Here is a 25451-nt window from a genome sequence, read left to right as displayed (position 1 = left end):
ATGGCCACTGCGCTCTATACCGTATTTCACTTAAACCTGGCCTTCTCTTCCATCGAAGTGGAGCAGCATGGCGACGTGGTTAAACACTGCTATTGGCCTTTGCTGCAACTTGCCGAGGCCGGGGTTCCGATTGGCATTGAGATGACGGCTTACACCCTGGAAGCCGTCAATCACCTGGACCCGGATTGGGTTGGCAAATTTAAGCAGCTGATTGCCGAAGGTAAATGCGAGCTGGTTGCCAGTGGTGACAGCCAGATTATCGGCCCGTTAATTCCGGCAGAAGTGAACCATGCCAACCTGCGTTTGGGCCAGGATGCCTATCACCGGCTTGTGGGCGTGAGGCCAGGCATCGCTTATCTTAACGAACAGGCGGTGTCTGCCGGGCTGCTCGATGTCTATATCGACGAAGGCTTCGAGGCTGTGGTGGTAGAGTGGGATAACCCCTTTTCGCATAATCCCGACTGGTCAAAAGACGGATTAAACCGGCCGCAAAGCCTGAAAAGCGCCAGCGGCAGAAGCATTAAAGTCATCTGGAATCACGCCATTGCGTTTCAAAAGTTCCAGCGTTATGTCCACGGTGAGCTGACGTTAGCGGATTACTTACACTATTTGGTAAAAGTGCTCAGACCCGACATGCTGGCGTTTCCGGTCTATGGCAGTGATGCCGAAGTATTTGATTTCCGCCCCGGCCGTTATCAAACCGAAGCCGCACAGGTCAGTGGCGAGTGGCAACGCATAGCGACGCTTTTCAACGCGCTGAACAGCATGAGCGAGTACCAATGGCGCTTGCCTTCCAGCTTGCTCGCGTTTTGGCAACCAGATGAGCCCCTGAGCCTGACCAATGCCGAGCACCCTGTCTCGGTGAAAAAACAGGCCAAGTACAATATCAGCCGCTGGGGCCTCAGCGGCCGCAACGACCTCTTGCTCAACAGCCACTGCTACCGCGCGCTGGCCAGGCTCCAACACAGCCCGCACGCCTCGGATAACGAGTGGCGAAACCTGTGCCGGATGTGGGCCAGCGATTTACGCACTCACCTCACCCAGACGCGCTATAACGCCTTGCCTTTGACAGCGGTCGCCGCTAAGGCACCGCAGTTTAGCCCCTGGCAAGACACTGCCGCGGTGGACATTCACTACGATACTGAGCGCAGACGCCTGCATATCCGTACAGCCTCGGTGCAGCTGAGCCTTAACGGCAACCGTGGCCTTGCCATCGACCAACTGGCGTTTTTATCCCACGACTTTGAGCCGGTCATAGGCACCCTCTCCCACGGCCATTTCGACCATATCAGTTATGGGGCAGACTTTTACTCCAACCATTTGCTGCTGGAGCGTTTTCGTGACCGGGACAGGGTCGCGGATCTGAACCGGGTCAGCTTTGAACTGGCCCGGCAAGATGGCTATCCGGTGGTGTATTGCCGTCAAACGCTTAAGAGTGGCGCCATCATCAAATGGTATCGTATTGAGGAAGAAGCGGTTCAAACTGGCGTATATTTCGAAGATAAGCAGCGGCCGGAAGCCTCGGTAAGGCTTGGGTTTATCACCCTGCTGAACTGCGCCGAGCGCGCCTGGTATCACACCAAGCTCGGTGGCAATCACAATGAAACCTTTCACATCCGCGCGGATATGGATCAGGGCGCCCCGGTTTCGTCTATCGTTTCGGCATCCAGTGCCCTGGGGGCAACAGATGGCCATATCCGCTTTGGCACCGGCAAACTCGGCGTGAGCCTTAGCTGGGACCCGGCCAGGTGCGCCGCCCTGCCCATGGTATCCAGCAAGCAGATTGATGAAGAGTATCTTAACCGGCTGTGGTTCTCACTGGCGGAAGCGGACGAAACCCTGAAACAGGGTGGAAGCCTGCTGGATTTCAGTATCTGTATCCAACCTGTGAGGCTAAGTTAATGTCAAAGACCCTCGCCATTATTGGTGCTCGCCTTAACTCAAGCCGCCTCCCCGGCAAGCATCTGTTACCCCTGCCAGCCGATGCCACAGGCAACAGCAAGCCCATGATAGGTCACCTGCTTGCAAGGCTCAGTGCCTGTAAAAAGCTGGGTAGCATTGAACTTGCCACCACAGCCGATGACTATAACGCCCCCTTGGTGGATTGGGCTTCTGAAAATCACCTCCAGTGCCAGCCTTTTGGAGGCGATGTGAACGACTTGATGGGCCGGCTCGATGTGATTATTCAAAGGCATCAACCCGACTATATCCTGTATATCTGCGGTGACTGTCCACTGATAGACCCTGAGTTTATCGATCATGCCCTGACGCAGTTACAGGCGTCGATGAGCGACACTATCTGTCTGCATCCGGGTGTGAACAGCTTGCATGAAGGCATGGGTTTTTACAGCAAGAATGGCTGGGATAAGTTGATGGCGGTCAGCCAGTGCGCCATGTCCCGCGAGCACGTAGGTTATGGCGATAAACTAACGCAGGTTCTGGATACACTGGCAATCGATGACAGTGCGGATTACTCCTTGGTTAAACACAGAATTTCTGTTGATACCCAGGCAGATTATCGTTTCATGGCTGAAGTTTACCAACGCTGGTATAGCACTCATGCAGCTGACTCCGTTGTTAGTCTGCAGTGGGTACAACAGTTGCTTTTGGAAGAGCCGGCGCTGCGACAAATCAATATGCATGTTCAGCAAAAGCGCCCCGATAAAGACTACGCCAAAATCAGTTTGTACTGTCATCTGAGTTCGGCCATCGGCTTGGGTCATCTCAAGCGTTGTGTCCTGATTGCACAGGCGCTGCAGGAGCAATTGGGAACAGGCACAGATATCTTTGTCATTGGCGAGCGCCGAGAGCTGCCCTGGCTCAGCACGAACGTCCATTGGCTTGAAAACGACTTACAGCTGTTTGCCAAACTAAAAGCGGACACAAATAGTTTGGTGATATTGGACTTCCACCCCAACTTCATCGACGAAGCAGCCTTGATTGATAGCTGCAAGCAAGTGAAACAGCGGGGGGCCGCGATTGTGGCGATGGATAAGATGTCTTCCTTACTTCCCTGTGCAGATCTGCTGTTCGTTCCCAGCTTTTTTACCCGTCTTGATGATGCCAAAGTCAGTTTCGGTTGGGATCACTACTTATTTGATGGCATCAGCCAAGAGCCTAAAGAAGATTTGGTATTGTTTTTATCAGGCGGGAGCGATGCACTTGGATTTGGCCAATCTCTTCCAGCTGAATTACACAAGATTTTGCGCCCCGAATGGCGGTACGTCTGGGTTCAAGGTCCACTGGCCCCCACGCCGGAATTGGCCGGTATTGAGCAAATTGAACTCATGTTCAATCCCCCAAAGCTGGCAAAGCTGATTGCCAAAGCCAAAATCATAGTCACTTGCTATGGCCTGTCTTTGTTCGAGTCGATGGCCAGCGGCGCCGCAGTCATTCTGCTGCCGGTACAGCACCTGTGCGAGGCTGATGAGTTAGCCGGCTTGGCCGAAACCCAATCATGTCTTATCAGTCACACTCCGGAAGAGGCCGCGCAGTTACTGGCCACACTGCAATCATCCCCCATCCAGATAGACACGCTGTCCATGAAAGCTGGCTCACTTTTTGCTGGTTCGAATGGTATGTCAATTTTGATTCAAGCAATCAAAAAGCTTCTGCCAATCAGCCAACACAGCTAAGGATTAATTATGTTCATTCTGGTAACTACTCCCGTGGGCCGAACAGAGTTGGGTGAGCAAATAGACTATTTTCCAAGCCGATGGAGCGGAAGTTCGGGGCAGTACAAAGTCACAACCTTCTTCCCGTTTAATTTGGCCTATCTTACGTCAATGCTGAAAAGAGACACCGGGCATCAAGTTCGCTTTGTCGACATGAATTACTATGGCGTTGACAGCGATGAGTATCTTTCTATTGTTAATCAGCTTAAGCCCGATATCCTCATCGTAGAAATTGACTCCATCATCTATCGCAAGCAGATGGCCATCTTCCGCACATTGAAGCTGGCACATCCCACGCTGAAAATTATTGCCTGTGGTCCTCAGGTTTCGGCCTCTCCGACAGATGCATTGGCAAACGGGGTGGATTTTGTCGCCACAGGTGAGTTTGAAGAATCCATCACTGAACTCATTAACGCTGACTTTGCAACGGATGTGGAAGGCATTTATCCAAATGGCCGAAGAAAGTTACTCGATGTTAATTCGCTGCCATTTCCCGAGGATGAAGATGTTAGCCGCCGGAATTATTGTCGCTTATACGGCTCTGAATACAACGAAGTTGAAATGTGGGTCACTCGCGGCTGCCCAGTTATGTGTAATTTTTGCGTCGTGGCCAACGTGTACTACGGAAAGCCCAATCACAGAACCAGAAGCCTTGACAATGTGATAGCGGAAATCAAATACCTGCAGAAAAGCATACCGGATCTGCAAGGCATTTTCTTCAACGAAGAAGCACATACAATCAATCGAAACTACTTACGGGATCTATGCCGACGCCTGATAGAAGAAGGATTGAATAAAACCCTCAAATTCAATTGCATGGGCAATTATGACACCCTCGACACTGAGACGCTTAAGTTAATGAAAGAGGCGGGTTATTACAAAGTTCGTATCGGCTTGGAGAGTCTTGATGAGTCTGTGATGCAGCACATATCAAAATTCCGCTCCAAAAGTAATGTCAGCCGCCTTTTGGATGTATTGCATGACTGCAGAGCACTGGGGATTAAAGTCTACGGTACCATGTCAGTCGGCACCGTCGGCGCGAACTATGATTCCGATATCGAATCGTTAAACACGATAGAGAAGTTACATGCCGAGGGTTATATACAGGAGTTTTCCCTGTCAATAAACACGCCGCTTCAGGGCACACCATTCTTCGACAAGGCAAAGGAAGAAAACTGGCTTATCGCTACCTCATCGGATTACGACGGCAGTTATGGCTCCATGGTGGAATTACCTGAGTACCCGGCGGCCCTGGTGAATAAAGCCTTTGAGTATGGCTCCCAAATACGGGCACGTATTAACCAGAAAAATCAAGAAAATGGTGTGCATTACTCATCCTATGACCGCCAATGGTGTGCTCCGGTTTACGCCACCTCCAGTCGCAAGGAAGGTACAGGAATACTCTAATGACGCCGATACTCAGCATTTGCATTCCAAACTTCAATCATGGGCAAGTACTTGGGCAAACGCTTGACGCGGTGTTCTGCCAGGATCTCAATGGCGTAGAGGTTTTAGTATCCGACAATGCCTCCAACGATAACAGCATGAACGAGATCAATCGTTTCAGCGACCATCCTCAATTAAGGGTATTTCGCCAACCATCCACCATTCCGATGGCCGAAAATTGGAATTACCTGGTGAAATCTGCCAATACCCCCTGGATTATTGTGCTGTGTTCGGATGATATTTTACTGCCGGGTAGCCTCGCCAGGTTGATAAAGGCTGCACAGTCCCAGGATGCACAAGCCGTTTTTTTTGAGTATGACTTTCTCATCAATCAGCAACGGGTAGACAAAGTCCCCTTTTATCAGTCAAGCGCACTGATCCCGGGCATGCGACAGGCTGAAATTTTTCTAAAAGGAAATAACTTCCCTTTATCGGCGTGTATGTTCAGGCGAGACTTGATCCAACAGATATCCTGGTTCGATGAGAGCAAACACTTTTGTACCGACTGGCATGCATGGTTAAACATGAGTGCCATTGCAAAGCAGGTTCTGTATATCGATGAGCCTTTGTTACTGTATCGTCATCATGCAGCAAACGAAACCAACAGATGTGTTCGGGATTTACTCGCACTGGAAGAAGTGATTGCAATGAAGGACGAGTTTATTTCCAGACAGGAGATAACTAACAGAAGCATACTTTGGGGAGCCTGCTCGAATAACCTTAAACTTGCCGTACTCTACACCAATCAAATGGCTGAAAAAGGCTTCTCAAATGCCGCCGAGCATTATAGAGGTCAAGCATCGGAGCTCGAGCAACAGTTGGTAAAACTTGGCCCCTCGCCCAATAGCATTGCAGCAGGAGCCCCTTATCCTTTGCCCGAACAAGCCGAGCCCGTTAAATCAGCAAATCTCTGCCTCAGGTAGTCCTCCAGTCGATATTGCGGATGCCAACCAGGAAGAGTTTGAATCGAGCTGTCCGCAGGTTGGGATATCTCAATGCCCGAAGTTTGTGCGCTGAAATTCATCTGAATTGGATAGCCCAGCTCTGAGAATAAAGCCGATAATTCGTCAAAGCCGTAAAGGTGTTCTTGCCTGACTTTGTACGTCAGAAAGGGCAGTTGTGTTTGCGCTTCCAACAAACCAATAATCGCACTGACCACATCCCTTACATCTGTGAGCGCAAAACGCTTTCCAGGGTCACCAAGGTTGGCTGGCATACCGGTGAAGGCCTGCTGGATTAGATAATCAACCAGTTTTCCTCTGGGGTCCTGCGGACCGTAAGTGGATGACAATACCAATTGATAAACTTCGAGTTTTTCTCTGTTCCGAAAGTAGTCCAGATACACTGCCAGCGCTTGTTTACTGGCACTGTAGTAATCGATCGGTGAGTTATGCTGCTGATTGCCAAACTGCCAGAAGCTGCCGGTTACAATGAATTTCACATCGGCCTGTGTGGCCGCCCAGTTCAATAACCTCAGCGGCAGCAGGATATTGGCATTGAGTCCAACACCTCTCGCCTCTGCGCCATAGGCTGCAGCCAAATGCACCACAGCGTCGGGAGAAAACTCAGACAATCTTGCTTCAAGATTGGGGCAATCAAACGCCAGTCCATCCCGGGACGCTTGCCGCTGTATCGGCAACACCTCGAAGCCCCGGGACCTGACCGCTCTGACCAGGTGACGCCCCAGAAAACCGCTGGCACCAGTGACAACCACGCGTTTAGACAATGAACCTCCGGGTGAGCTCTGCTACCGTGTCTGCAACATATTCCAGCATACCCCGGTTCAGTCCGGGATGAACCCCAAGCCAAAAGGTGTTGTTCATCACTTCATCGGTGTGCTCCAGGTTACCAACAACACGGTAATTGACAACTTTGAAATATGGCTGCTTGGTCAGGTTTCCTGCAAACAGTAATCTCGTGCCAATTTTTGCCTCCTCAAGCGCCTTCACAAATTCCTGACGACGACCGGCGAGCGCCCCCTTCAATGTAATGGGGATCCCAAACCAGGAAGGATCGGCGTCCGCCGTGGCTTTACACACTTCAATTTCGGCAATAGAAGACAGCCTTTGTTCGAGAAACAAAAAGTGTTGTCGGCGGGCCTCACAAAATGCGTCCAACTTATCCAACTGAGCCAATCCGCAGGCTGCCTGCATATCGGTGATTTTTAAGTTGTAGCCCATATGGCTGTAGATGTACTTGTGATCGTAACCATGGGGAAGCTCCCCCAACTGCCAGTCAAATCGCCGCTTACAGCTATTGTCGGCTCCCGGCGCACAATAACAGTCACGCCCCCAATCACGGAAAGATTCGACTATTTTGGCGAGCTTTTTTGAACGGGTAAAAACCGCCCCGCCCTCACCCATGGTGATATGATGCGCCGGATAAAAGCTGAGGGTGGCCAAATCACCAAAGGTTCCCACATGCCGCCCTTGATATTGACTCCCCAGCGCATCACAGCAGTCTTCAATAAGCCATAAATCATGCTGCTGACAAAAACGACTCACGGCAGCCAAATCAAAAGGATTTCCCAAGGTATGGGCAACCATTACCGCCTTGGTTTTGGGGCTTAATGCCTGTTCCAGCTGGCTAACGTCAATATTCAAGGTTTGCGGGCAAATATCGACAAACACAGGTACGGCGTTATTTTGGACAATGGGATTCACGGTTGTGGGAAACCCGGCGGCAACTGTAATCACTTCGTCACCGGGAACAATAGCCCTATCACCCAGTTTGGGGGACGTGAGTGCGGAAAATGCCAATAAATTTGCAGCCGAGCCTGATGATGTAGTCAAAAGGTGTTCAACACCAATCCATTCAGCGAGGCGCTGCTGGAATGCGTCATTGAAACGCCCCGTGGTTAACCAACCATCGAGACAAGCCTCGACCATGGCGCTTATTTCATCGCCGTCCAAGGTTTTACCTGATACGGGTATGTAATTTTCACCGCCGATAAACAGCCGTTGCTGATATTTAACCTCGGCGTATTCCCGCGTCAGAGCCAGTATCTGCTGCTGTAAATCATCCAACCGACGCATTCAGTGTGCCCTCATTCGCAAGATAGTCTGCTATTTGTTTTTCGGTGAGGATCTTCGGGTCTTGGTTGTCGGCAACCCCGACATACCACTCGAGTACTTTGTGGATGGTAACATCCAACGGCCAGCGAGGAGTCCACTGCAGCTCCCTTCTCGACTTACTGCTATCCAATAACAGCACCTGCGTTTCATTAAAGCCCAGTTGCTGTTTTTCAGACTGAAACCCAAGCCCCATCTCGGCATAACAGCGAGCAACCAGCTCGCCGACACTGCATGCATCCTCTGTCGCAGGGCCGAAATTCCATGGACCTGAGTAAGCATCGGGTTGGCGATACAAGTTTTCAGCGAGTAGCAGGTAACCATAAAGTGCATCCAGCACATGCTGCCAGGGGCGCACCGCTGTGGGATTACGCAGGGCTACCGGCTGATCACGCAAAATCGCGGCTACGGTATCGGGCACAATGCGATTCGCAGCATAATCACCACCACCGATAACGTTTCCAGCTCTTGCCGATGCCAGACCGATTAACGGCTGTTTGGAGAAGTAAGACGCATGGTAGGACTCAACCACCATTTCGCAACCGGCTTTAGAACAGGAGTAAGGGTCGAAACCGCCCAGGGGATCGGATTCAACAAATCCTTTTGCATCATGCTGCGGCTTGTAGCATTTGTCTGAACTGATGACGACGATGGCTAATTGGGAGTCCCAGCTTCGAAAGTTTTCCAGCAATCTGGCCGTGCCAAGAATATTGGTTTCCAGCGTCAGCAGCGGAAATTTATACCCTTCAGACACCAAGGGTTGGGCCGCAAGATGAAAAACCACATCGGGCCTCACGCGTTGTACACGCAGGCGCAGTCGATTCTCATCGTTGATATCACCCAGCTCATGGTCACAAACCGAAGCCAATGACGCCAGGTCGAACAGGCCACCTGACTCCACCTTATCGGAATAGCCGAACACCTGCGCGCCACACCCATGCAGCAGTAGGGTGAGCCAACTTCCTTTAAAGCCAGTGTGTCCAGTAACTAAAACCCGTTTTCCTTGCCAGAAATTGCCTTTCATCTACCAAATCTTCCATGGTGCCTTGCCCGAGTTCCACAAGGTTTCCAAATGCAGTTTATCTCTAAGCGTATCAACGGGTTGCCAAAAGCCGTTATGAACATAGGCCATCAACTCGCCGCACTCGGTTAAATGGCGAAGCGGTTCTTGCTCCCACGAGGTGTTATCGCCGTCGATATACTGCAACACCTTAGGTGACAGAATAAAAAAGCCGCCATTAATCCTTCCGCCTTCATTCGCTGGCTTTTCATCGAATTTGGTCACCTTGTCCCCCTCCAGCGTTAAGCCACCAAAACGGGGCGGAGGCACAACAGCGGTCAAGGTCGCCAGTTTTTTGTGGTCTCGATGAAAACTGATGGCGGCGCCGATGTCGACATCTGCAAGGCCATCACCATAGGTCATGCAAAACGCCTCATCTTCGCTAACCAATTCGCGAATTTTCTTAAGTCGACCACCGGTCATGGTGTCTATGCCGGTATCGACCAGGGTGACACGCCAGGGGACTGGCGCATTATCGTGAATGATGCGTTCACCGGTAGCGAAATCCAGCGTGAGATCGCAGCCAAGTAAGTGGTAATTGTTGAAGTACTGCTTGATAACCTCAGATTTATAACCGCACAGTATGATGAATTCATTCAACCCATGTGCTGAATAGATTTTCATTATGTGCCATAACAAAGGTTTACCACCTATTTCCACCATGGGCTTAGGTCGAATAGCCGTTTCTTCACTTAAGCGGGTGCCAAAGCCCCCCGCTAAAATAACCACCTTCATAAGCTCTCCATACTAAATAACTCGCGCAATTTGCGAACATATGTAATCCCTTTCCACATCGGACAATGTTGGAAAAAGCGGGAGCGTCAATATCGCTTTATAGAAGTGTTCAGCGTTCGGGAAGTCACCTTCCTTAAATCCCAAGCCCATGTAAAACGGCTGTAAGTGCACCGGGAAGTAATGAACGTGTACCTGGATCCCTTGCTGGCGAAGCTGGTCAAACAACGCGCGGCGCTTTTCGGGCTGTTGCAGGCGAACAACATAGAGGTGTCGGCCGCTGATGCTGTTATCCAGCGGCCTAACTATCGAAAGTGGCAGCGGCGCAAGTGCACTGTCGTAGTGCTCACTGATGCGATTTCTGTGGCTCACGAACTCATCAAGCCTGGTCATTTGTGACAGCCCAAGCGCGGCCTGAAGCTCAGTCATCCGATAATTAAAACCAAGCTGGTGCTGCTCGTAATACCAACCGCCTTCGTCAGGGCGATGTAACTGCGATGCATCGCGGGTCACACCATGGCTTCGAAGTGCGGCCATGTTTTGCGCAAGTGCTTCACTGTTGGTCAGTGCCATCCCGCCCTCGGCACTGGTGATAATTTTCACCGGATGAAAGCTGAAGATAGTGATGTCGCTGTAATAGCCGCTGCCAATCTTATGGCCGTGAAAACTGCCGCCAATGGCGTGGGAGGCATCTTCAATCAGCTTGAAGCCATACTCTTTGGCAAGTGCTGCAATGGCTTCCATATCGCAGCTATGGCCGCACAGATGCACAGGAATAACCACTTTTGGCAACTTGCCATTGGCGTAGGCATCAATCAGTTTTTGTTCCAGTGCTTTGGGGCACATGTTGCCTGTGGCTGCGTCCACATCAACAAAATCGATATCGGCACCGCAGTAAAGTGCGCAGTTGGCAGAAGCAACGAAGGTGATGGGCGAGGTCCACACCACATCGCCTGGACCAACGCCCAGCGCCAGACAGGCAAGGTGCAGCGCCGAGGTGGCGCTGTTAACCGCCACCGCATATTTAGCACCAGTGTAGTCACACACTGCCCGTTCGAACGCAGGCACCTTAGGGCCCTGGGTCAACCAATCAGACTGAAGCACTTCAACAACAGCATCGATATCAGCCTGGTTTAAATCCTGTTTGCCGTAGGGGATCATGCCTTGGCATCCAGTTCGATAATCTCGTCCACGGTCAAAAAGTGTGGGTTGGTTCCAGAGTTATATTCAAAGCCCATCTCGACCGGCTTACCTTTTTCACCAAGGGCGTTGGTACAAAAATCAGATTCACGGCCAAAGAATTTAATGCTGGGGGTGATAACGAAGTGGTCGTCAAATTCGAGGGTGTGATGGGAATCGTCGGCAGGACACATGATTTCATGCATTTTCTCCCCCGGACGGATCCCTATGATGTCCTGCTTAAGCTCAGGCGCGTAAGCACTGGCCAGATCGGTAATACGAATCGAGGGGATCTTGGGCACGAACAGCTCACCGCCCTGCATCCTGGCAAAATTTTTCAGAACAAAATCAACCCCATCCTGCAGAGTGATCCAGAAGCGGGTCATATCCGGATGAGTAATGGGCAAGGAATCGACGCCATCGGCAATCAGTTTTTTAAACAGGGGCACCACCGAACCACGGGAGCCAACCACGTTGCCATACCGCACCGCCGAGAAACGGGTTTTGCCCCCGCCGGTGATATTGTTGGCGGCGATAAAAAGCTTGTCCGATGCCAGCTTGGTCGCACCATATAAATTAATGGGGTTAGCGGCCTTATCGGTCGACAGCGCTATGACCTTGCTGACCTGATTGGCAATGGATGCCCGGATAACATTTTCGGCACCATGGATATTGGTTTTGATGCATTCCATGGGGTTGTATTCAGCAGCAGGCACCTGCTTCATGGCTGCCGCGTGGATAACAAAATCGACGTCCTTGAAGGCATACATCAAGCGGTCGGCATCCCGCACATCGCCGATGAAGTAACGCATGCAGGGTTCATTGAAAATCTGCTGCATTTCGTACTGTTTCAGCTCATCGCGGGAATAAATGATCAGGCGTTTGGGTTTATACCGTGCCAACAAGGTTTGCACGTACTTGCGGCCGAAGGAGCCGGTACCACCGGTGATGAGTATTGATTTGTTATTAAACATCCTTTCCCCCTGCCAACCAAAACCTTGATATTCTAGTAAAATTCAAGCTATTAGTTGAAAGCATAATCTGACAGACATAAAAGTCCAGCGCTATGACACGTCTTTGCTGTAACCGTTCACGCATCAAACAAACAATGCTTAGCAAAAAGTGATCCATAGATAAAAGTGTCATGTTTTTCTGATAGTTGATGGTATAAGGATTGCATTAACTGCACAGGTTAAGCACTAACACGCGCTTCACTAGTCACGGTTTACCCAAAAAGACAAAGTTTTGACGCTGCGCCCACACAGGCAGGAGAGCACATGACAGACGCCACCACCCTACAACCCATTTTTGCTGTCAGTCCCTTTGGGGAAGCCTACCTGCCCTCAATTAACCGCCGTCAGTTTGAGTCGGTTCGCTCAGCAGCGCTGTACAAAGACGCCTATCCTGAGCTGTTCAGCAAAGAAAATCATTTGCATGTCTTAGTGGGAATGGACTCGGGACTCCTGGCCAATTACGTCATGGAAGGCCCGCTTCCAAAAGGCAGCCGCTACCTGTTTGTAGAACTTGATGAAGTGCTGGCGCTGCTGAATGTGGAAATTCCGCTGGCCCTGCAGGAAAAGGTTGAGGTGCTGCCCTTAAGCGCCTTCTGCGAACGGGTAAGTGAAGGGGTCTATCCGGTGTACTTCACTAAAAAGTCCACCAGCTTACATCGCTCCCAAGGCGCAAAAATGGCGTTTTTACCCGACTACATCAAGCTGTGTACTGTGGTTGAAAAGCGCATGGATTTAGAGACCTTCAATCAATCCATTGGCCTTACACAAAAAATATTTGCCAAGCGAACCCTTGAAAACGCCTCCGACTGCCGCATTCCAGCAGCTCACCTTGAGGGGCGATTTAGTGACAAAGATTGTGTGATCCTGGCCGGTGGCCCGTCTCTGGACAGGCATATCGAGTGGGTCAAGCAGCATCAGCACTGCCTCACCATTTTTGCCGTATCCAGGATCAGCAAAAATCTGCTGGCCCATCAACTCACGCCAGACGTGGTGCTCTCTGTCGACCCGCAGGAAGTCAGCTTTGATCTCAGTAAAGACATGCTGCACCTGGACGAAAAAGCCCTCTTCGTTCACAGCACCTATGTTGAGCCGCGGCTGTTATCCCAGTGGCATGGCCATGCGCTTTACATGGGAGCAAGACTGCCGTGGCAGGAAGAGCCAAATATCGACACCCAAGGCCCGACGGTCACCAACGCGGCGCTGCATTTAGCCTTGAAAATGGGCTTTAAGCGGATATTCCTGCTCGGGATGGACCTGTGTTTTTCGAGCAGCGGCTTCACCCACGCCAGTGGCAGTTACGAAGCGGCAGCTGGCCCCAACCTCACCATTGTCGGGGAATGGGTAAAAACCTATGGCGGCGAAGATGCCGAAACCTCCATGCAGCTGCTGTATGCACTGCAAGCGCTGGAAGAAGAGGCAAAACACTGCTCGTCACATCAAGAGATCATCAACCTGTCGAACACCGCCGCTGTTGCAAAGGGAATTTCGTTCCAGGCACCGGAAAGCATTTCAGGGCTGACACCGGCCGGGGACAAGACCACCACGCTTCACCGATTGGTATGCAGCTATCCAGGCGATGGCCAAAACGCGTTTCTTGCCAGGGTTCACTCCGAGCTCACTCAAGCCAGCCAGGCATTCCGTGAAATCGCAATGCTGGCCGAAGAAGCCCACAATCACAGTAAAAAGCTGGCACTGGCAATTCAGAAAAAAGGCCACAGCAGTGACTATTTTCAAAGCCTGCAAAAACGTATCGACAGCATTGAGAGCACACTGCTTGGCAAGTATCGGGTTTTGGCGCATTTCATTAAGTTTTTTGGATTCTCAGAATTCACGTCCTTCCTCACCCCGGCCCAAAGCAGTGAATGGCAGCAGGATGCTGTCTATAAAATGAGTCAGGATTATTACCGCGCCTTTAAAGTCAATGCCGACATGCTCATCGGTTTATGTAACGAGGCCCTTGCCAAGAACCAACTGCGATTGGATGAAATAGTGCCCGGTGCTGATATAGCCAAACTGGCTGACGGTTGGCGCCAGTACCAGGAACCGGGGCGGGCCCAGCTTTGGCTGCGCCGTCACCCACAACCGCTGCCATCGAGCACCAACGCCCAGTTGGAGTCACTGAGTAAAGCATTTGAGGCTCAGCTCTATACGGCGCCGCCTGTGGCGAAGGAGATGAAATCAGGGCACAACTCGCTAGACAGAGTGGAGCAGAAACTCCTGCTGCTTTTTGGTGAGCGTCACATAGGCGGGCTGCAGCAGATGTCCCGCATCCTGCAAGGTTTTGCCGGCAAAGATGCGGAAGCCAAGCGGCTTTGCCAACTCGCCAAAAGCCTGGCCTTCTCCCTGAAAAATGAGTCCGGCAACGCACTTGCGGCCCTGCTTGAAATAGACGAAACCCATCTCACCGAGCGTGAATACAAGGAAATGGCTTCCTTGGGGCTTAAGGTAAAGCAGCCGGAAATCTCGCTGCTGGCACTGTCGAAACTGATTGAGTCCAGCGATGAGTATTTACCGCTTTATGCCAGTGTACTCAAGCTGACGGGTCAGTATCAGGCAGCGGCAGAAACCTACCTTGAGTACCTGAACAAATACGCCGGCGATGTGGTGACCTGGATTAAGTTTGGCCAGTTTATGCTGGAAGCCGGTGAGCGGGACATGGCCATCAGCGCCTTTCATCAGGCCGAACAGGCCGATCCGGGCAATGCGCTGGCCAAGCAGTATTTGAGCGAACTCTATCGCCAATAGTGGCTGCACCTTTGCCTGTGGGCGGCATCTGGCTATAATGCCGCCCAGCCCATGTGCTTTTCTAAGGAAAGTGCGAATAAGTCCCGTGCTTGCTCTGCGTGTGCTTAAAGTGGATAGATGCAAGGCACAGTTCGCACCTCCCCTAAATACCTTTTCCGGGCAACTTTTCGACCTAACCTTGCTACCTAACCAGGAGTGTCTTTTGCAAACCAGCCATATTCCCCTCGAGCAGTATCGTCGCAAGTGGATTTTCAACAACAAAGATTTACCCGTGAGCGACGACGACAAGGCCTGTATTTATCCGCTGGATGAAAAGAGTGCCATGCTGGTGTGGAAACAACTGGTGAGCGATAAGGCCAGTGCCTCCGAACACTTCTCCAAGGCCGACTGGGGCGGACGCCCTAAAAGCTGGGTGAAATCAGATATCTGGCAAGGCCCATGGGACAGCGAAGATCCCGCCCTGCCCGCCGTGGTAGAAGCCCATTTTGAATGGGCCGACGACACCCGGGTATTCTTTTGCTACGACAAATACCAGGCCATCGAGACCCGCTGGGATGTGTTTGTGCGCAACTGGAAGTGCTTCCTGTTTTTTGATGATGGTCCACTGCTAATCTGCGACAGCCAGCCTCAGGTTGCGCTGTTTTTGCAAGACGGCAACGTGCAGCTGGGCGTTCGCAGTTAATTCGCTTTATTTGGAGTTTTTATGAAGTCTCTACTCGCATTGCTGTTGTGCGTTCTGCCGCTTTTCGCATCCGCCAAAGAAGTGTCCGGCGTGGACCTGGCCGATTCACTGACCCAGGACAATCAGGCCTATCTGCTCAACGGCGCCGGTGTCCGCAGTAAATTCTTTATGGATTTGTACGTTGGCAGCCTGTATCTGCCTGCCAGGGCGCAAACCAGCGAGCAGGTACTGGCGCAGCAAAACGCCATTATCCAGCTAGATATTCTGTCTGGCCTGATTACCAGCGATAAGATGCGTGATGCCATCAATGAAGGCTTTGATGCTGCCACCAAAGGCAAGCAGGATGCCGCCATGAAGGCGAATATTGCCGCCTTTATGGCGCAGTTTGATGCTGAGATCAAACCCGGCGATCGCTTTGTGCTGCACACAGGCAATGATGGCGTGATTGCGGTGAAAAACGGCGTGGCCGGGCCAAAAATCGGTGATACCGACTTTGCCAAAGCCCTGCTGAATATCTGGCTTGGCGACAAACCCGCCCAAAAAAGCCTGAAGCAAGATATGCTGGGGCAATGATGGCGCTGCTATAACTCCGCTGGAATAACGCCGGAGCAATAACGCAAAAAAGGGACCAAATGGTCCCTTTTTTCATGGCAGTTGTGATTAAAAAGCCACAGAGAAAGCAATGGCGCCGGCGCCTTCGGCCGACAGGTCCTCTCGCTCGCCGCTGCCAAGTTCCATTTCACCGCCAAACATGTAGCCAGCGTAGGCATTCAGGCTCACCTTCTGCCCCAGTTGCCAGCCAAGGCGTAAAAACGACACCCATTCATCGATTTCCACCGTTTGACCATCGTCATTCAGCAGCAGACGCTGACTGCGGCGGGAGCTGCCAAGCCCAAGTTCCCATTTGGGGTTGAATCGATAACTGAGTTCAAGCCCCGCAGGCCCGCTGAATCCGGCGTCAAAGGGGTTAGCCAGGGTCAGTGAATCCGTCAGTTGCCAGCGCACCGCCAGAAATGGCAGCGCGCGGGTTTCCCCTATGTCATCCAGGTAAATCGCACCCACCCCGAGCAGATTACCATCCTCAAACCTGTGCATTGCGCTGGCCACCAGCCCCCAGCTGCGGGCATCGGACGAGGACGCAGTATCAGCCCAGGCGTATTGCAACATGGGGCTGAAACCAAACAACCAGTTACCGGTTCGATAACCAATATTCAGCGACACATTGTAGCGATTAATCGAACTCCAGGGACTGGCAGCGCCGCCAAGCAGCTTGCCATCGGCGGTGCGCCAGCTGTAATCGAGCACATCGTAGCCAAGGCCCCAGCCAACAGACCATTGGCGCGAAAGTGCATAACTGCCTTTGGCATCAAACATATACAGATTGCGGCCCAGGGTTGCATCCCCCACATCGGCCTTATCGGTAGACACCCAGGCCGCCTGCAGTGAAAAGGGAGACGGCCTGCCATCGGCCAACGCTGGCAACGCCATGCCAGCGGCAACGACAGCCAGCACTGAGACCGGACGGGTAAAGCGGTTTAATGGGTTAGCGCAGCGCATCCCTGACTCCTTGATGAATTTTCCCGCCAATACGTAGCATCAGGCGGTTTGGATCATTCCCTTGCCGCACGCAAAAACATGCTGATGGTCTCGTCGAGATAGCGGCTGCGTTCTTCGTCGCTGTCTTCAATCGGCATGCCCAGCTCAAGCCTGAGCCGACGCTCACCAAACAACATCAGACACAAACGAATGGCGGCATGGCGGGTATCGCCAAAGCGGTATTTGCCCTCGGCCTCGACCCGGCGGAAGTAGTCACTCAGCAGCGCCAGCATCACACTCGGGCCACCGGCAAAGTACAGCTTTGACACTTCAGGGTGGGTGTCGGCCTGAGACACACAGGCACGGTACACCGTCAGCGCTTCTTCACTGACAATCATGGCACCAAAGCGGGCAGCAAACTGCGTCAGCACCCGCTCGGGATGCACCACATCTGCCAGCATGTCCGGAGTGATATCGTGCATCACGCATTTGGACTCGATGGACGCCACAAACAGCTCGTCTTTGTTACCAAAATGAGAATAGACGGTCTGCTTGGAGACACCGGCCTTTTTAGCCACCTCGTCCATACTGGTATTGGGAAAGCCTTGGCCGCAAAAAAGGCTGATGGCCGCTTCAAGGATGGCGGCACGTTTTTGCTCACTGCGGCTGAGACTAACGGTTTGGCTGGATATCATGGGACATTATCCATAGGTTCCGGCCACCGCAATCGCCGGCAGCCTGTCAAAAAATTCGCTTAATTTAAGCATAAAATAGACTAGACAGTCCAGTTTTACCAAAATAGACTAGACAGTCCAGTTTAACCACTTTTTAACCTACAGCCAGGACACTGCAATGAACAGAGTGAATCGCCAACCATGGATTAAGGCCTTGCCGCTCCTTTTGGGGCTGGGCTTGATTGGCGCCTGTCAGGACAAGGACGCCGTCCCGCTCGACAGCAAGCACCTGCCTACCGTCATCACTGAGTCCTTAAGCCAAAGCCAGGGCTACAGCCGCCAACTGGAATTCAGCGGCACAGTGCGGGCAGCCAACACCACAGGGGTAGGTTTTGAGCTTGCCGGTAAACTCAGCAGCCTGCTGGCCGACAGCGGCAATCAGGTCAGCAAGGGCCAGCTGCTTGCCACCCTGGACACCAGTTTGCTGGTTGCCGAGCAGCGCGAACTGGAAGCGGCACTGGCGCAAAACAGTGCCGATCTCAATCTGGCCCGCTCGACCTTAAAGCGCAGTCAGGAGCTGAAAAAACAAGGCTATGCCTCGGTGCAGCAACTGGATGAATTACAAGGCAAACTTGGCAGTCTCGAAGGTGCGCGCGAGCGCCTCAATGCCAGCCTTTATGCCAACAGTCTCAAGCAGGAAAAATCGCGGCTGCTGGCGCCCTTCGATGGCAGCATCAGTCAGCGCAGCTTTAACCTCGGCGAAGTGGTTCCACTGGGGCAGCCGGTGTTCACTCTGGTAGAAAACAGTGCGCCCCAGGGCCATGTTGGGGTGCCGGCGGACGTTGCCCGTAGCCTGAGTCAAGGCCAGTGGGTGGAGCTTCGCACCGGCAGCCGTCACCTCAGAGCGCAGATTGAAGGCATCAGTCCTGCCATCAATCCGGTGACCCGCACCGTGGAAATTCGCCTCTCCATGCCAGCCAACAGCCAGGTGCTGAACGGCGAAATTATTTACCTAAGCCATCGCCAGAAAGTGGATAAACCCGGCTTCTGGGTGCCTGTGTCTGCGCTTACCGACGGCCTGCGTGGCCTTTGGAACCTCTATGTGGTGGTCGAACGAGGTCAGGGCGAGTTTGTGATAGAGCGGCGCGATGTGGAGATCCTCTACACCGACAAAGACAGGGCCTTCCTCACCGGGGCGCTCGCCGAGGGCGACCAGATTGTCACCCAAGGGCTGCATAAACTCGTGGTCGGTGAACAGGTTCGCCCTTCCACTCAGGTCGCGACGAGGTAAGCCATGGTCAAGGCATTTGTTGAAAACGGCCGTCTGGCGGCGCTTTTTATCGCCCTGCTGATGGTTGCTGGTCTCGGAGCGCTGTCGGCCCTGCCCCGTATGGAAGACCCCCATATCACCAACAGATACGCGTCGGTTATCACCCACTACCCGGGCGCTTCCGCCGAGCGGGTTGAGGCGCTGGTTACTGAAGTGCTGGAAAATCAGCTGCGCCGCCTTGAGGAGCTCAAGCTTATCCAGTCCACTTCGCGGCCGGGCATTTCAGTTATCCAGTTGGAGCTGAAAGATGAAATCGACCTGACCGACCCCGTCTGGTCCCGCGCCCGGGATCTGATGAATGATGCGCGCCAGTCGCTGCCGGATGGGGTCATATCCCCCACCCTGGATGACCAGATTGGTTACGCCAATACCGTTATTTTGGGACTGGCCTGGCGCGGTGGTGGCGAGCCCAGGGTCGATATCCTCGGCCGTTACGCCAAGGAGCTGCAAAGCCGCTTGCGGCTGTTGCCGGGCACCGACTTTGCCCGCCTGTACGGTGCGCCGACAGAGGAAATTCTGGTTGAACTTGATGGCAATAAAATCAATCAGCTGGACCTAACCCCCGGCGCCATCGCCCGTATTCTTGCCGCCGCGGACAGTAAAATCTCCGCCGGTGAAATCCACAACGCCCATTTTCGGGCGTTGGTAGAGGTGTCAGGCGAGCTTGATTCGCAAACCCGAATCCGTCAGGTGCCGCTGAAAATCGATGGCTCCGGGCAGATTATTCGCCTTGGCGATGTGGCCAATGTCTCCCGCCAATACAAAACGCCCCCTGACAGTGTGGCGCTGCTTGCCGGTGAACGGGGGCTGATGGTGAGCGCCCGTATGCTCAACAACACCCGGGTCGATAAGTGGCTGGCACAGGTGCGTACCACAGTAGCCGAGCTTGAATCCGGAATGCCCGGCAATATTGAGGTGCAATGGCTGTTCGAGCAGGAAAGCTATACCAGCAGCCGTCTTGGCGAACTGGCCATTAACCTGTTGCAGGGTTTTGTGCTGATCCTGCTGGTGCTGATGCTGACCCTGGGCACCCGCAACGCATTGGTAGTGGCGCTGTCGCTGCCGTTGACGGCCCTGTTCACCCTGGCCTGTATGCGCGCAGTAGGGTTGCCAATCCATCAGATGTCGGTGACCGGACTGGTGGTGGCGCTCGGGATCATGGTGGATAACGCCATCGTGATTGTGGATGCGATTTCCCAGCGCCGACAGGCGGGCCAAAGCCGCCTCGAAGCCGTCTCCAACACCCTGAAACACCTGTGGTTGCCCCTGGCAGGCTCCACCCTTACCACCATACTTGCCTTCGCCCCGATAGTGCTGATGCCGGGCGCGGCCGGTGAGTTTGTTGGCGGTATCGCGATTTCGGTGATGTTTGCCCTGGTGGGCTCATACCTTATTTCCCACACCCTGATAGCCGGGCTTGCCGGACGTTTCAGTCCGGCCACCGAAGGCCACGACTGGCGCGCCCACGGGGTGCGAATGCCACGACTTGCGGCCGCCTACGAGGCATTGCTCAGTAAACTGCTGCGGGCCCCCATCAGAAGTGCGCTGCTGATTGGTCTGCTGCCGCTGCTCGGCTTTATGGCCGCCGGCCGGATGACCGAACAGTTCTTTCCGCCTTCGGATAGGGACATGTTTCAAATCGAAGTGTATATGGCGTCACAGGTCAGTCTTGAGCGCAGTCAGGCCACCGTAGCCGCCATGGACAGGCTGCTTGAGCAAACCGATGGTATAGAGCGCATCGACTGGGTGGTGGGTGGCAATATCCCCTCGTTTTACTACAACATTACCCAGCGCCAGCAAGGGGCAGCCAACTACGCCCAGGCGATGGTGAAGGTAAAGGATTTCGAAACAGCCAACGAGCTTATCCCCCGGCTACAGCGCAAACTGGATTTGGACTTCCCCGAAGCCCAGGTGCTGGTGCGCAAACTCGAACAGGGGCCGCCCTTCAACGCCCCGGTCGAACTGCTGATTTATGGCCCCTCCCTTGAGGAGCTTAAACGCCTGGGTGACGAGGTACGCTCGATTCTGGTGCGCCACAGCGATGTTATCCATACCCGCGCCACCTTAAGTCCGGGTGCGCCTAAGGTAAAACTGGCGGTGGATGAAGACGCCTCCATGATGAGCGGCCTGTCACTGAGTGATATTGCCAATCAGGTGCAAATGGCCACCACAGGTCGCAGCGGCGGCAGTATCCTCGAGCAGACCGAGTCGCTGCCGGTACGGGTGCGTCTGGATGACAGCATGCGTGAACAGCAAGGCCGTCTGGGCGCCATTGAGCTTGTGTCCCAGTCCGGGCGCGGCATTCCGCTCTCAGCCCTGTCTGAGGCGCAAATCAGCGTCAGCCGCGGCGCCATCCCAAGACGTAACGGCCAGCGGGTGAACACTGTCGAGGCCTATATCCAAACCGGGGTGCTGCCGGCCAAGGTTCTGAGGGAAGTGCAGCAAGAGGTGGACGCCCTGCCATTGCCCCCCGGCTATCACATTGAAGTGGGCGGCGAGAGCGCCAAGCGCAACGAGGCTGTGGGTAATCTGCTGTCGTCGGTGGCATTGGTGATGACACTGCTGCTGGCCACTGTGGTGCTGAGCTTCAACTCATTCCGCCTCACAGGCATCATATTGCTGAGCGCCGCACAATCGGCAGGCCTTGGGCTGCTTGCGGTATATCTCTTTGATTATCCTTTTGGATTTACGGTCATCATAGGTTTGCTTGGTTTGATGGGCCTTGCCATCAACGCCGCCATTGTGATCCTGGCCGAACTTGAAGATGTGCCCGAGAAACGCGAAATGAGCCTGGAGACGCTGGTGAAAACAGTGGCGAGCTGTACCCGCCATATCACCTCCACCACCATTACCACTGTGGGCGGCTTTTTACCGCTGATTATTGCAGGGGGTGGGTTTTGGCCCCCCTTCGCGGTGGCGATTGCGGGGGGCACAGCATTAACGACCATGTTGTCGCTGTTGTGGGTGCCTGTGATGTATCGGCTGCTGATGCAAAAAATGCCGCAGCCTCAGGGATGTCATCAACCGGCGTGAGCTTTGAGTGCGTGGTAGATATGGTCTTTGAGCTCAGCGCGTTCGATTTTCAGCGCTGAAAAATGTTCGTCCGTGGTGGGCACCTTGTTGACCTCCAATCCGCGGATCTTATGGTCCAGTTCATGATAGCGTCTGGCCTTGGCATTGAAGTCGCTGTCATTGGCCTTGAGGCTTTGGATAAGATCGCTGTACTGCGGAAACTCGTTGGAAAGCAGGTGGTTTTCTCCCAGCATGTTAACCTCCGTGAGACTTGAATGGATAAGAAGGCAGCCCCCAATGGATTGCCCGCTTTTTGTACAACCTATTCAACATAATACCGGCCACCGGGTTGCGCAAATGAAAAAGGCGCCCGAGGGCGCCCTGTCACAAAGTTCAGCCTTCAGTGCAATCAGAACGACTGACGGAAGGATGCCCAGTAGGTACGGCCACGGATGTCGTACAGGTTACCGTTGTAAGTACCGTCATAGGCGAACACAGGATCTTCATCGGTCAGGTTGGTCACACCCACAGAGACGCTGTTATTCCACGGCAGGTTGTAGGTATAGCTCAGGTTATGAGTCCACAGGCTGTCGAGCTCAAACAGATCTTCGCTGCCATCGATATAGTCCCAGCTTTGCTGGCTGCCAACAAAGTTACCGTAGTAGTTCACGGCGTGGTCGCCATAGGTATAGTCGACGGTCAGATTGAGTCTGTCTTCCGGCACACCTTCACGGCCAGCCAGGTCGTCACCCAACACCTGTACCCCGGCATCAGCATAGGTAGACTTGTACTTAAAGTAGTGTGACCAGCCCAGACCCAGCTTGAACTCACCGAGTTCGGTATCGAAGCGGGCATCAGCCTTGATATCCAGACCCGCACGCTCAGACAGACCCAGGTTCAGCTTCTGGCTGTTAACATAGTCGATACGACCATTGCCCTTCTGGGAAATAGAGGTACCGGCGTACACCATAGACACATCGGGGCGTGGCACACCCAGAGCGTCAGCCGCTTCCCACAGCTTGGCCTGGGTGCGGACGATTTCACTGGCAGACAGCTCTTCAATCAGGTTGGTGGTTTCCAGCTCCCAGTAATCGGCAGAGAAGCTGATATCGTCGGTGATATTCCACACCAGACCAAAGTTCAGAGATTCTGACTCTTCGGCTTCCAGGTCTGGGTTACCACCGGTGCGGGTTGGCGCATAGTCACGGCGACTGCAGGAATCGATGTCCTCGCCATTGCTGTAACAGTTCAGGTAATTGGTGATATTGCCAAAGCCTTCAGAGGTGCCCTGATACAGATCCGACAGGGTCGGTGCGCGGAAGCCCGTGCCCCAGGAGGTACGCAGCAGCAGCGCATCGATTGGCTTGTAGCGCAAGGAAACCTGCGGGTTGAAGGTGCCGCCGAAGTCAGAGTAATCGTCATAACGACCGGCCAGGTTCAGCTCCACACTGTCGAGCAGCGGCAGAACCAGTTCGGCATAGAGCGCTTTAACATCACGCTCGCCCTGACCGCCGCTACCGCCGTTACCACCAATGATTTGACCGGCCTCGGCCAGTGCATCCACCTTGGAGTCCAGGCTTTCTTCACGGTAGGCACCGCCTACATACATGGCCGACAGACCGCCCGGCAGCTCGAACAAGTCCATAGACACGCCACCGGAAATATCCAGGTAGGTTGCTGTCATGCGTTTATCGTAGTTGGCAGTGGCGCCACCTGGCATTTCTGAGTTGGGGTCGCGGGGATCCCAGCCCACAAACTTGTTGCTGGCAGTATCCCAGCTACCCACCAGATCTGTGGTGCCGCCCTTGAGCTGATAGCCGGTACCCCAGGTAAAGTTGGAGTACTTATTGTAATTAACGGTCAGATCCCAAGCCAGCGCATCGTGGTTACCATTGAGTGCCAGCATGTAGTCATAGATGTTGTCGTGGTGCTCGGCGATGCGGTCACCGGCGGTATCGAAACGGAAGTTCATACCGGCATCGGGATCGGCAACCAGTTCCACCAGCTGCAGCCCATCGGCAGTGGTGTAAGCTGGCAGACCATTGGGAATAGAGATCCACGAAGGCACGGGCGCCGAAATATCCAGGGTTTCGTTGGCGGCCCAGTAAGCGCGGGCAGTCAGTTGAATTTCAGAACTCAGCTCATAGGTGTAATGCAGCATGGTGTTGTCACGACGCGCATCAACACTGGTGGCCGCAGCCTTGGTGTAATCGTAAGCACACAGGGTGTCGCCTGGGTAGTCTGAATCATCCAGCACCCCCATAAACTTGTCACCGTATACATCGGCGCAGCTTCGGTCGGCATTGGCAAAGGGCGCAGAGTAAACCCAACCACCAGCACCGCCCTGAGTCAAAGTACGGCCGGTTGGGCTGATGTTCACCCAGTCCTGATAGTCATTGGGGTTACCGCCTTCTTTGAGGAACGGCTGGGTGTACCAACGGTCGGTCTGCATGATGGGGTCGACTTCATAGTGTTCAAAAGTGAACACCAGATGGCCCTTGTCTGAGCTCAGGCCGCCGGTAAAAGACAGGTTTGATGATTCGCCGCCATTCTGAGAAGGACGGTCAATGCGGCCATCCAACTGAATACCTTCAAAATCTTTCTTGAGAATAATGTTCACTACCCCGGCAATGGCGTCGGTGCCATAGATGGCTGAGGCGCCGTCGGTCAGAATTTCAATGCGCTCCACCGCCGCCATGGGAATGGTGTTGATGTTGGCGGCGCCGCCATCCATCACAGGTGACTTGGCCATCCGCTTGCCATCGAGCAAGGTCAGGGTGTGAAACGCCGAGGCGCCCTTCAGCTGTACCGTGGCCTGTGAGCCCCAGCCGTTGTTCGAGCCGCCGCCCCAGGAACCAAAGGCGTTCAGGTTTGAGCTTCTGAGGGCATCACCCACAGTGGCAAAACCGGATTTGGCCAGCTCTTCTGCGGTAATGGTGGTAATGGGGGTAGCACCCTCCATATCGATGCGCTTGAGGTTGGAGCCGGTGACGGCAATACGCTCCACCTTGTTCTCATCCAGAGCCTCTTCTGCGGCCGCGATAAAGGTTGGCGCCCCCAAAATCAGCGCCAGACTCAGTGCCAGTTTGCTGTGTTTCACGTTTTCTCTCCCTAGTCGTTGTTGTTATCTCCGGCAAGCCGGATACAAAAAGCGCAACTTTTATATCACATACATTATTTTGTATACAATATGTTTTATCTTGGTTAATGAGAGAGTGGGCAGAGTTGGACGCTGGTCAATTTTTCGCAACTGGAGCTGGGGTAAATTGGGCCGACCTTACAAGAACTTAAGGAAAA

General features: G+C 53.4%; 19 protein-coding genes. 9 read left to right on the top strand and 10 right to left on the bottom strand.

The genetic code is table 11. The features are described 5' to 3' along the window. From MJ923_RS05700 to MJ923_RS05685, 4 genes are read left to right on the top strand one after another with little or no spacing between them, the layout of a single operon-like run. On the top strand, positions 1-1902 hold the full coding sequence (locus tag MJ923_RS05700) for a glycoside hydrolase (protein WP_240590277.1): 1902 nt from the start codon (positions 1-3) through the stop codon (positions 1900-1902). Beyond that, positions 1902-3635 (top strand): cytidylyltransferase domain-containing protein, encoded by a 1734-nt coding sequence (locus MJ923_RS05695; RefSeq protein ID WP_240590863.1) that lies wholly within the window; start codon positions 1902-1904, stop codon positions 3633-3635. The genes MJ923_RS05700 and MJ923_RS05695 overlap by 1 nt, the downstream gene beginning before the upstream one ends. Positions 3636-3644: 9 nt before the next feature. Continuing rightward, entirely contained in the window at positions 3645-5081 is a 1437-nt protein-coding gene (locus tag MJ923_RS05690; RefSeq protein ID WP_240590276.1) for a B12-binding domain-containing radical SAM protein, read from the top strand. Beyond that, positions 5081-6043: a glycosyltransferase family 2 protein gene (locus MJ923_RS05685; RefSeq protein WP_240590275.1), complete on the top strand. Its 963-nt coding sequence runs from the start codon at positions 5081-5083 to the stop codon at positions 6041-6043. The genes MJ923_RS05690 and MJ923_RS05685 overlap by 1 nt, the downstream gene beginning before the upstream one ends. Here the strand turns inward: MJ923_RS05685 and MJ923_RS05680 are convergent. The 6 genes from MJ923_RS05680 to pseB are packed head-to-tail and all read right to left on the bottom strand — an operon-like array spanning position 5986 to position 12136. Then, positions 5986-6846: an NAD-dependent epimerase/dehydratase family protein gene (locus MJ923_RS05680; protein ID WP_240590274.1), complete on the bottom strand. Its 861-nt coding sequence runs from the start codon at positions 6844-6846 to the stop codon at positions 5986-5988. The genes MJ923_RS05685 and MJ923_RS05680 overlap by 58 nt on opposite strands. Further along, on the bottom strand, positions 6839-8155 hold the full coding sequence (gene rfbH / locus MJ923_RS05675; RefSeq protein ID WP_240590273.1) for a lipopolysaccharide biosynthesis protein RfbH: 1317 nt from the start codon (positions 8153-8155) through the stop codon (positions 6839-6841). The genes MJ923_RS05680 and rfbH overlap by 8 nt, the downstream gene beginning before the upstream one ends. After that, complete coding sequence (gene rfbG / locus MJ923_RS05670) at positions 8139-9215, bottom strand: CDP-glucose 4,6-dehydratase (RefSeq protein WP_240590272.1); 1077 nt, start codon at positions 9213-9215, stop codon at positions 8139-8141. The genes rfbH and rfbG overlap by 17 nt, the downstream gene beginning before the upstream one ends. Continuing rightward, positions 9216-9986, bottom strand: a complete 771-nt coding sequence (rfbF, locus tag MJ923_RS05665) for a glucose-1-phosphate cytidylyltransferase (RefSeq protein ID WP_126167503.1) — start codon at positions 9984-9986, stop codon at positions 9216-9218. It abuts the gene before it with no gap. A gap of 12 nt (positions 9987-9998) precedes the next feature. Continuing rightward, positions 9999-11144, bottom strand: coding sequence for a UDP-4-amino-4,6-dideoxy-N-acetyl-beta-L-altrosamine transaminase (pseC, locus tag MJ923_RS05660; protein ID WP_240590271.1), 1146 nt, complete (start codon positions 11142-11144; stop codon positions 9999-10001). Beyond that, the gene (pseB, locus tag MJ923_RS05655) at positions 11141-12136 is read right to left on the bottom strand and encodes a UDP-N-acetylglucosamine 4,6-dehydratase (inverting) (protein WP_240590270.1); all 996 of its coding nucleotides are present in this window, start codon (positions 12134-12136) and stop codon (positions 11141-11143) included. Before pseB ends, pseC begins: the two co-directional genes overlap by 4 nt. A 303-nt stretch (positions 12137-12439) precedes the next feature. Between pseB and MJ923_RS05650 the strand changes: the two genes are divergently transcribed. The 3 genes from MJ923_RS05650 (at position 12440) to MJ923_RS05640 (ending at position 16175) form a co-directional block, all read left to right on the top strand. Continuing rightward, positions 12440-14920 carry a motility associated factor glycosyltransferase family protein gene (locus MJ923_RS05650; RefSeq protein ID WP_240590269.1) on the top strand — a complete coding sequence of 827 codons (2481 nt, stop codon included), beginning with the start codon at positions 12440-12442 and terminating at the stop codon, positions 14918-14920. 202 nt (positions 14921-15122) lie between these two features. After that, entirely contained in the window at positions 15123-15602 is a 480-nt protein-coding gene (locus MJ923_RS05645; protein ID WP_240590268.1) for a DUF2947 domain-containing protein, read from the top strand. Positions 15603-15623: 21 nt separating this feature from the next. Continuing rightward, a complete protein-coding gene (locus MJ923_RS05640; RefSeq protein ID WP_240590267.1) occupies positions 15624-16175 on the top strand; it encodes a chalcone isomerase family protein in 552 nt (183 codons plus the stop codon). A gap of 87 nt (positions 16176-16262) precedes the next feature. On the opposite strand, the gene MJ923_RS05635 is transcribed toward MJ923_RS05640, so the two are convergent. Beyond that, a complete protein-coding gene (locus MJ923_RS05635; protein ID WP_240590266.1) occupies positions 16263-17159 on the bottom strand; it encodes a DUF6268 family outer membrane beta-barrel protein in 897 nt (298 codons plus the stop codon). A 53-nt stretch (positions 17160-17212) separates the two neighbouring features. Further along, positions 17213-17833, bottom strand: a complete 621-nt coding sequence (locus MJ923_RS05630) for a TetR/AcrR family transcriptional regulator (protein WP_240590265.1) — start codon at positions 17831-17833, stop codon at positions 17213-17215. A gap of 157 nt (positions 17834-17990) precedes the next feature. Here MJ923_RS05630 and MJ923_RS05625 point away from each other — a divergent pair, with 157 nt between their 5' ends. Together MJ923_RS05625 and MJ923_RS05620 are read left to right on the top strand one after the other, a co-directional pair. Continuing rightward, a complete protein-coding gene (locus MJ923_RS05625; RefSeq protein WP_240590264.1) occupies positions 17991-19103 on the top strand; it encodes an efflux RND transporter periplasmic adaptor subunit in 1113 nt (370 codons plus the stop codon). Between the two features lie 3 nt (positions 19104-19106). After that, complete coding sequence (locus MJ923_RS05620) at positions 19107-22175, top strand: efflux RND transporter permease subunit (RefSeq protein ID WP_240590263.1); 3069 nt, start codon at positions 19107-19109, stop codon at positions 22173-22175. Here MJ923_RS05620 and MJ923_RS05615 read toward each other — a convergent pair. Then, positions 22163-22408: an HP1242/YdcH family protein gene (locus MJ923_RS05615; RefSeq protein WP_240590262.1), complete on the bottom strand. Its 246-nt coding sequence runs from the start codon at positions 22406-22408 to the stop codon at positions 22163-22165. The genes MJ923_RS05620 and MJ923_RS05615 overlap by 13 nt on opposite strands. A gap of 155 nt (positions 22409-22563) precedes the next feature. Next, the gene (locus MJ923_RS05610; protein WP_240590261.1) at positions 22564-25254 is read right to left on the bottom strand and encodes a TonB-dependent receptor; all 2691 of its coding nucleotides are present in this window, start codon (positions 25252-25254) and stop codon (positions 22564-22566) included. Positions 25255-25451: the final 197 nt, after the last annotated feature.

The sequence above is a fragment of the Shewanella zhuhaiensis genome (assembly GCF_022484835.1).
Classification (GTDB): domain Bacteria; phylum Pseudomonadota; class Gammaproteobacteria; order Enterobacterales; family Shewanellaceae; genus Shewanella; species Shewanella khirikhana.
Note: the sequence above shows the minus strand (reverse complement) of the source record. Positions and strands in the feature narration are given on the sequence as shown.

What these genes read in the sequence shown, in the direction of transcription:
- MJ923_RS05640 (WP_240590267.1), top strand. Translation starts at nt 15,624, where the DNA reads ATGAAGTCTCTACTCGCATTGCTGTTGTGCGTTCTGCCGCTTTTCGCA.
- rfbH (WP_240590273.1), bottom strand. Translation starts at nt 8,155, where the DNA reads ATGCGTCGGTTGGATGATTTACAGCAGCAGATACTGGCTCTGACGCGG.
- pseB (WP_240590270.1), bottom strand. Translation starts at nt 12,136, where the DNA reads ATGTTTAATAACAAATCAATACTCATCACCGGTGGTACCGGCTCCTTC.
- MJ923_RS05650 (WP_240590269.1), top strand. Translation starts at nt 12,440, where the DNA reads ATGACAGACGCCACCACCCTACAACCCATTTTTGCTGTCAGTCCCTTT.
- rfbF (WP_126167503.1), bottom strand. Translation starts at nt 9,986, where the DNA reads ATGAAGGTGGTTATTTTAGCGGGGGGCTTTGGCACCCGCTTAAGTGAA.
- MJ923_RS05695 (WP_240590863.1), top strand. Translation starts at nt 1,902, where the DNA reads ATGTCAAAGACCCTCGCCATTATTGGTGCTCGCCTTAACTCAAGCCGC.
- rfbG (WP_240590272.1), bottom strand. Translation starts at nt 9,215, where the DNA reads ATGAAAGGCAATTTCTGGCAAGGAAAACGGGTTTTAGTTACTGGACAC.
- MJ923_RS05630 (WP_240590265.1), bottom strand. Translation starts at nt 17,833, where the DNA reads ATGATATCCAGCCAAACCGTTAGTCTCAGCCGCAGTGAGCAAAAACGT.
- MJ923_RS05685 (WP_240590275.1), top strand. Translation starts at nt 5,081, where the DNA reads ATGACGCCGATACTCAGCATTTGCATTCCAAACTTCAATCATGGGCAA.
- MJ923_RS05635 (WP_240590266.1), bottom strand. Translation starts at nt 17,159, where the DNA reads ATGCGCTGCGCTAACCCATTAAACCGCTTTACCCGTCCGGTCTCAGTG.
- MJ923_RS05620 (WP_240590263.1), top strand. Translation starts at nt 19,107, where the DNA reads ATGGTCAAGGCATTTGTTGAAAACGGCCGTCTGGCGGCGCTTTTTATC.
- MJ923_RS05690 (WP_240590276.1), top strand. Translation starts at nt 3,645, where the DNA reads ATGTTCATTCTGGTAACTACTCCCGTGGGCCGAACAGAGTTGGGTGAG.
- MJ923_RS05625 (WP_240590264.1), top strand. Translation starts at nt 17,991, where the DNA reads ATGAACAGAGTGAATCGCCAACCATGGATTAAGGCCTTGCCGCTCCTT.
- pseC (WP_240590271.1), bottom strand. Translation starts at nt 11,144, where the DNA reads ATGATCCCCTACGGCAAACAGGATTTAAACCAGGCTGATATCGATGCT.
- MJ923_RS05700 (WP_240590277.1), top strand. Translation starts at nt 1, where the DNA reads ATGGCCACTGCGCTCTATACCGTATTTCACTTAAACCTGGCCTTCTCT.
- MJ923_RS05615 (WP_240590262.1), bottom strand. Translation starts at nt 22,408, where the DNA reads ATGCTGGGAGAAAACCACCTGCTTTCCAACGAGTTTCCGCAGTACAGC.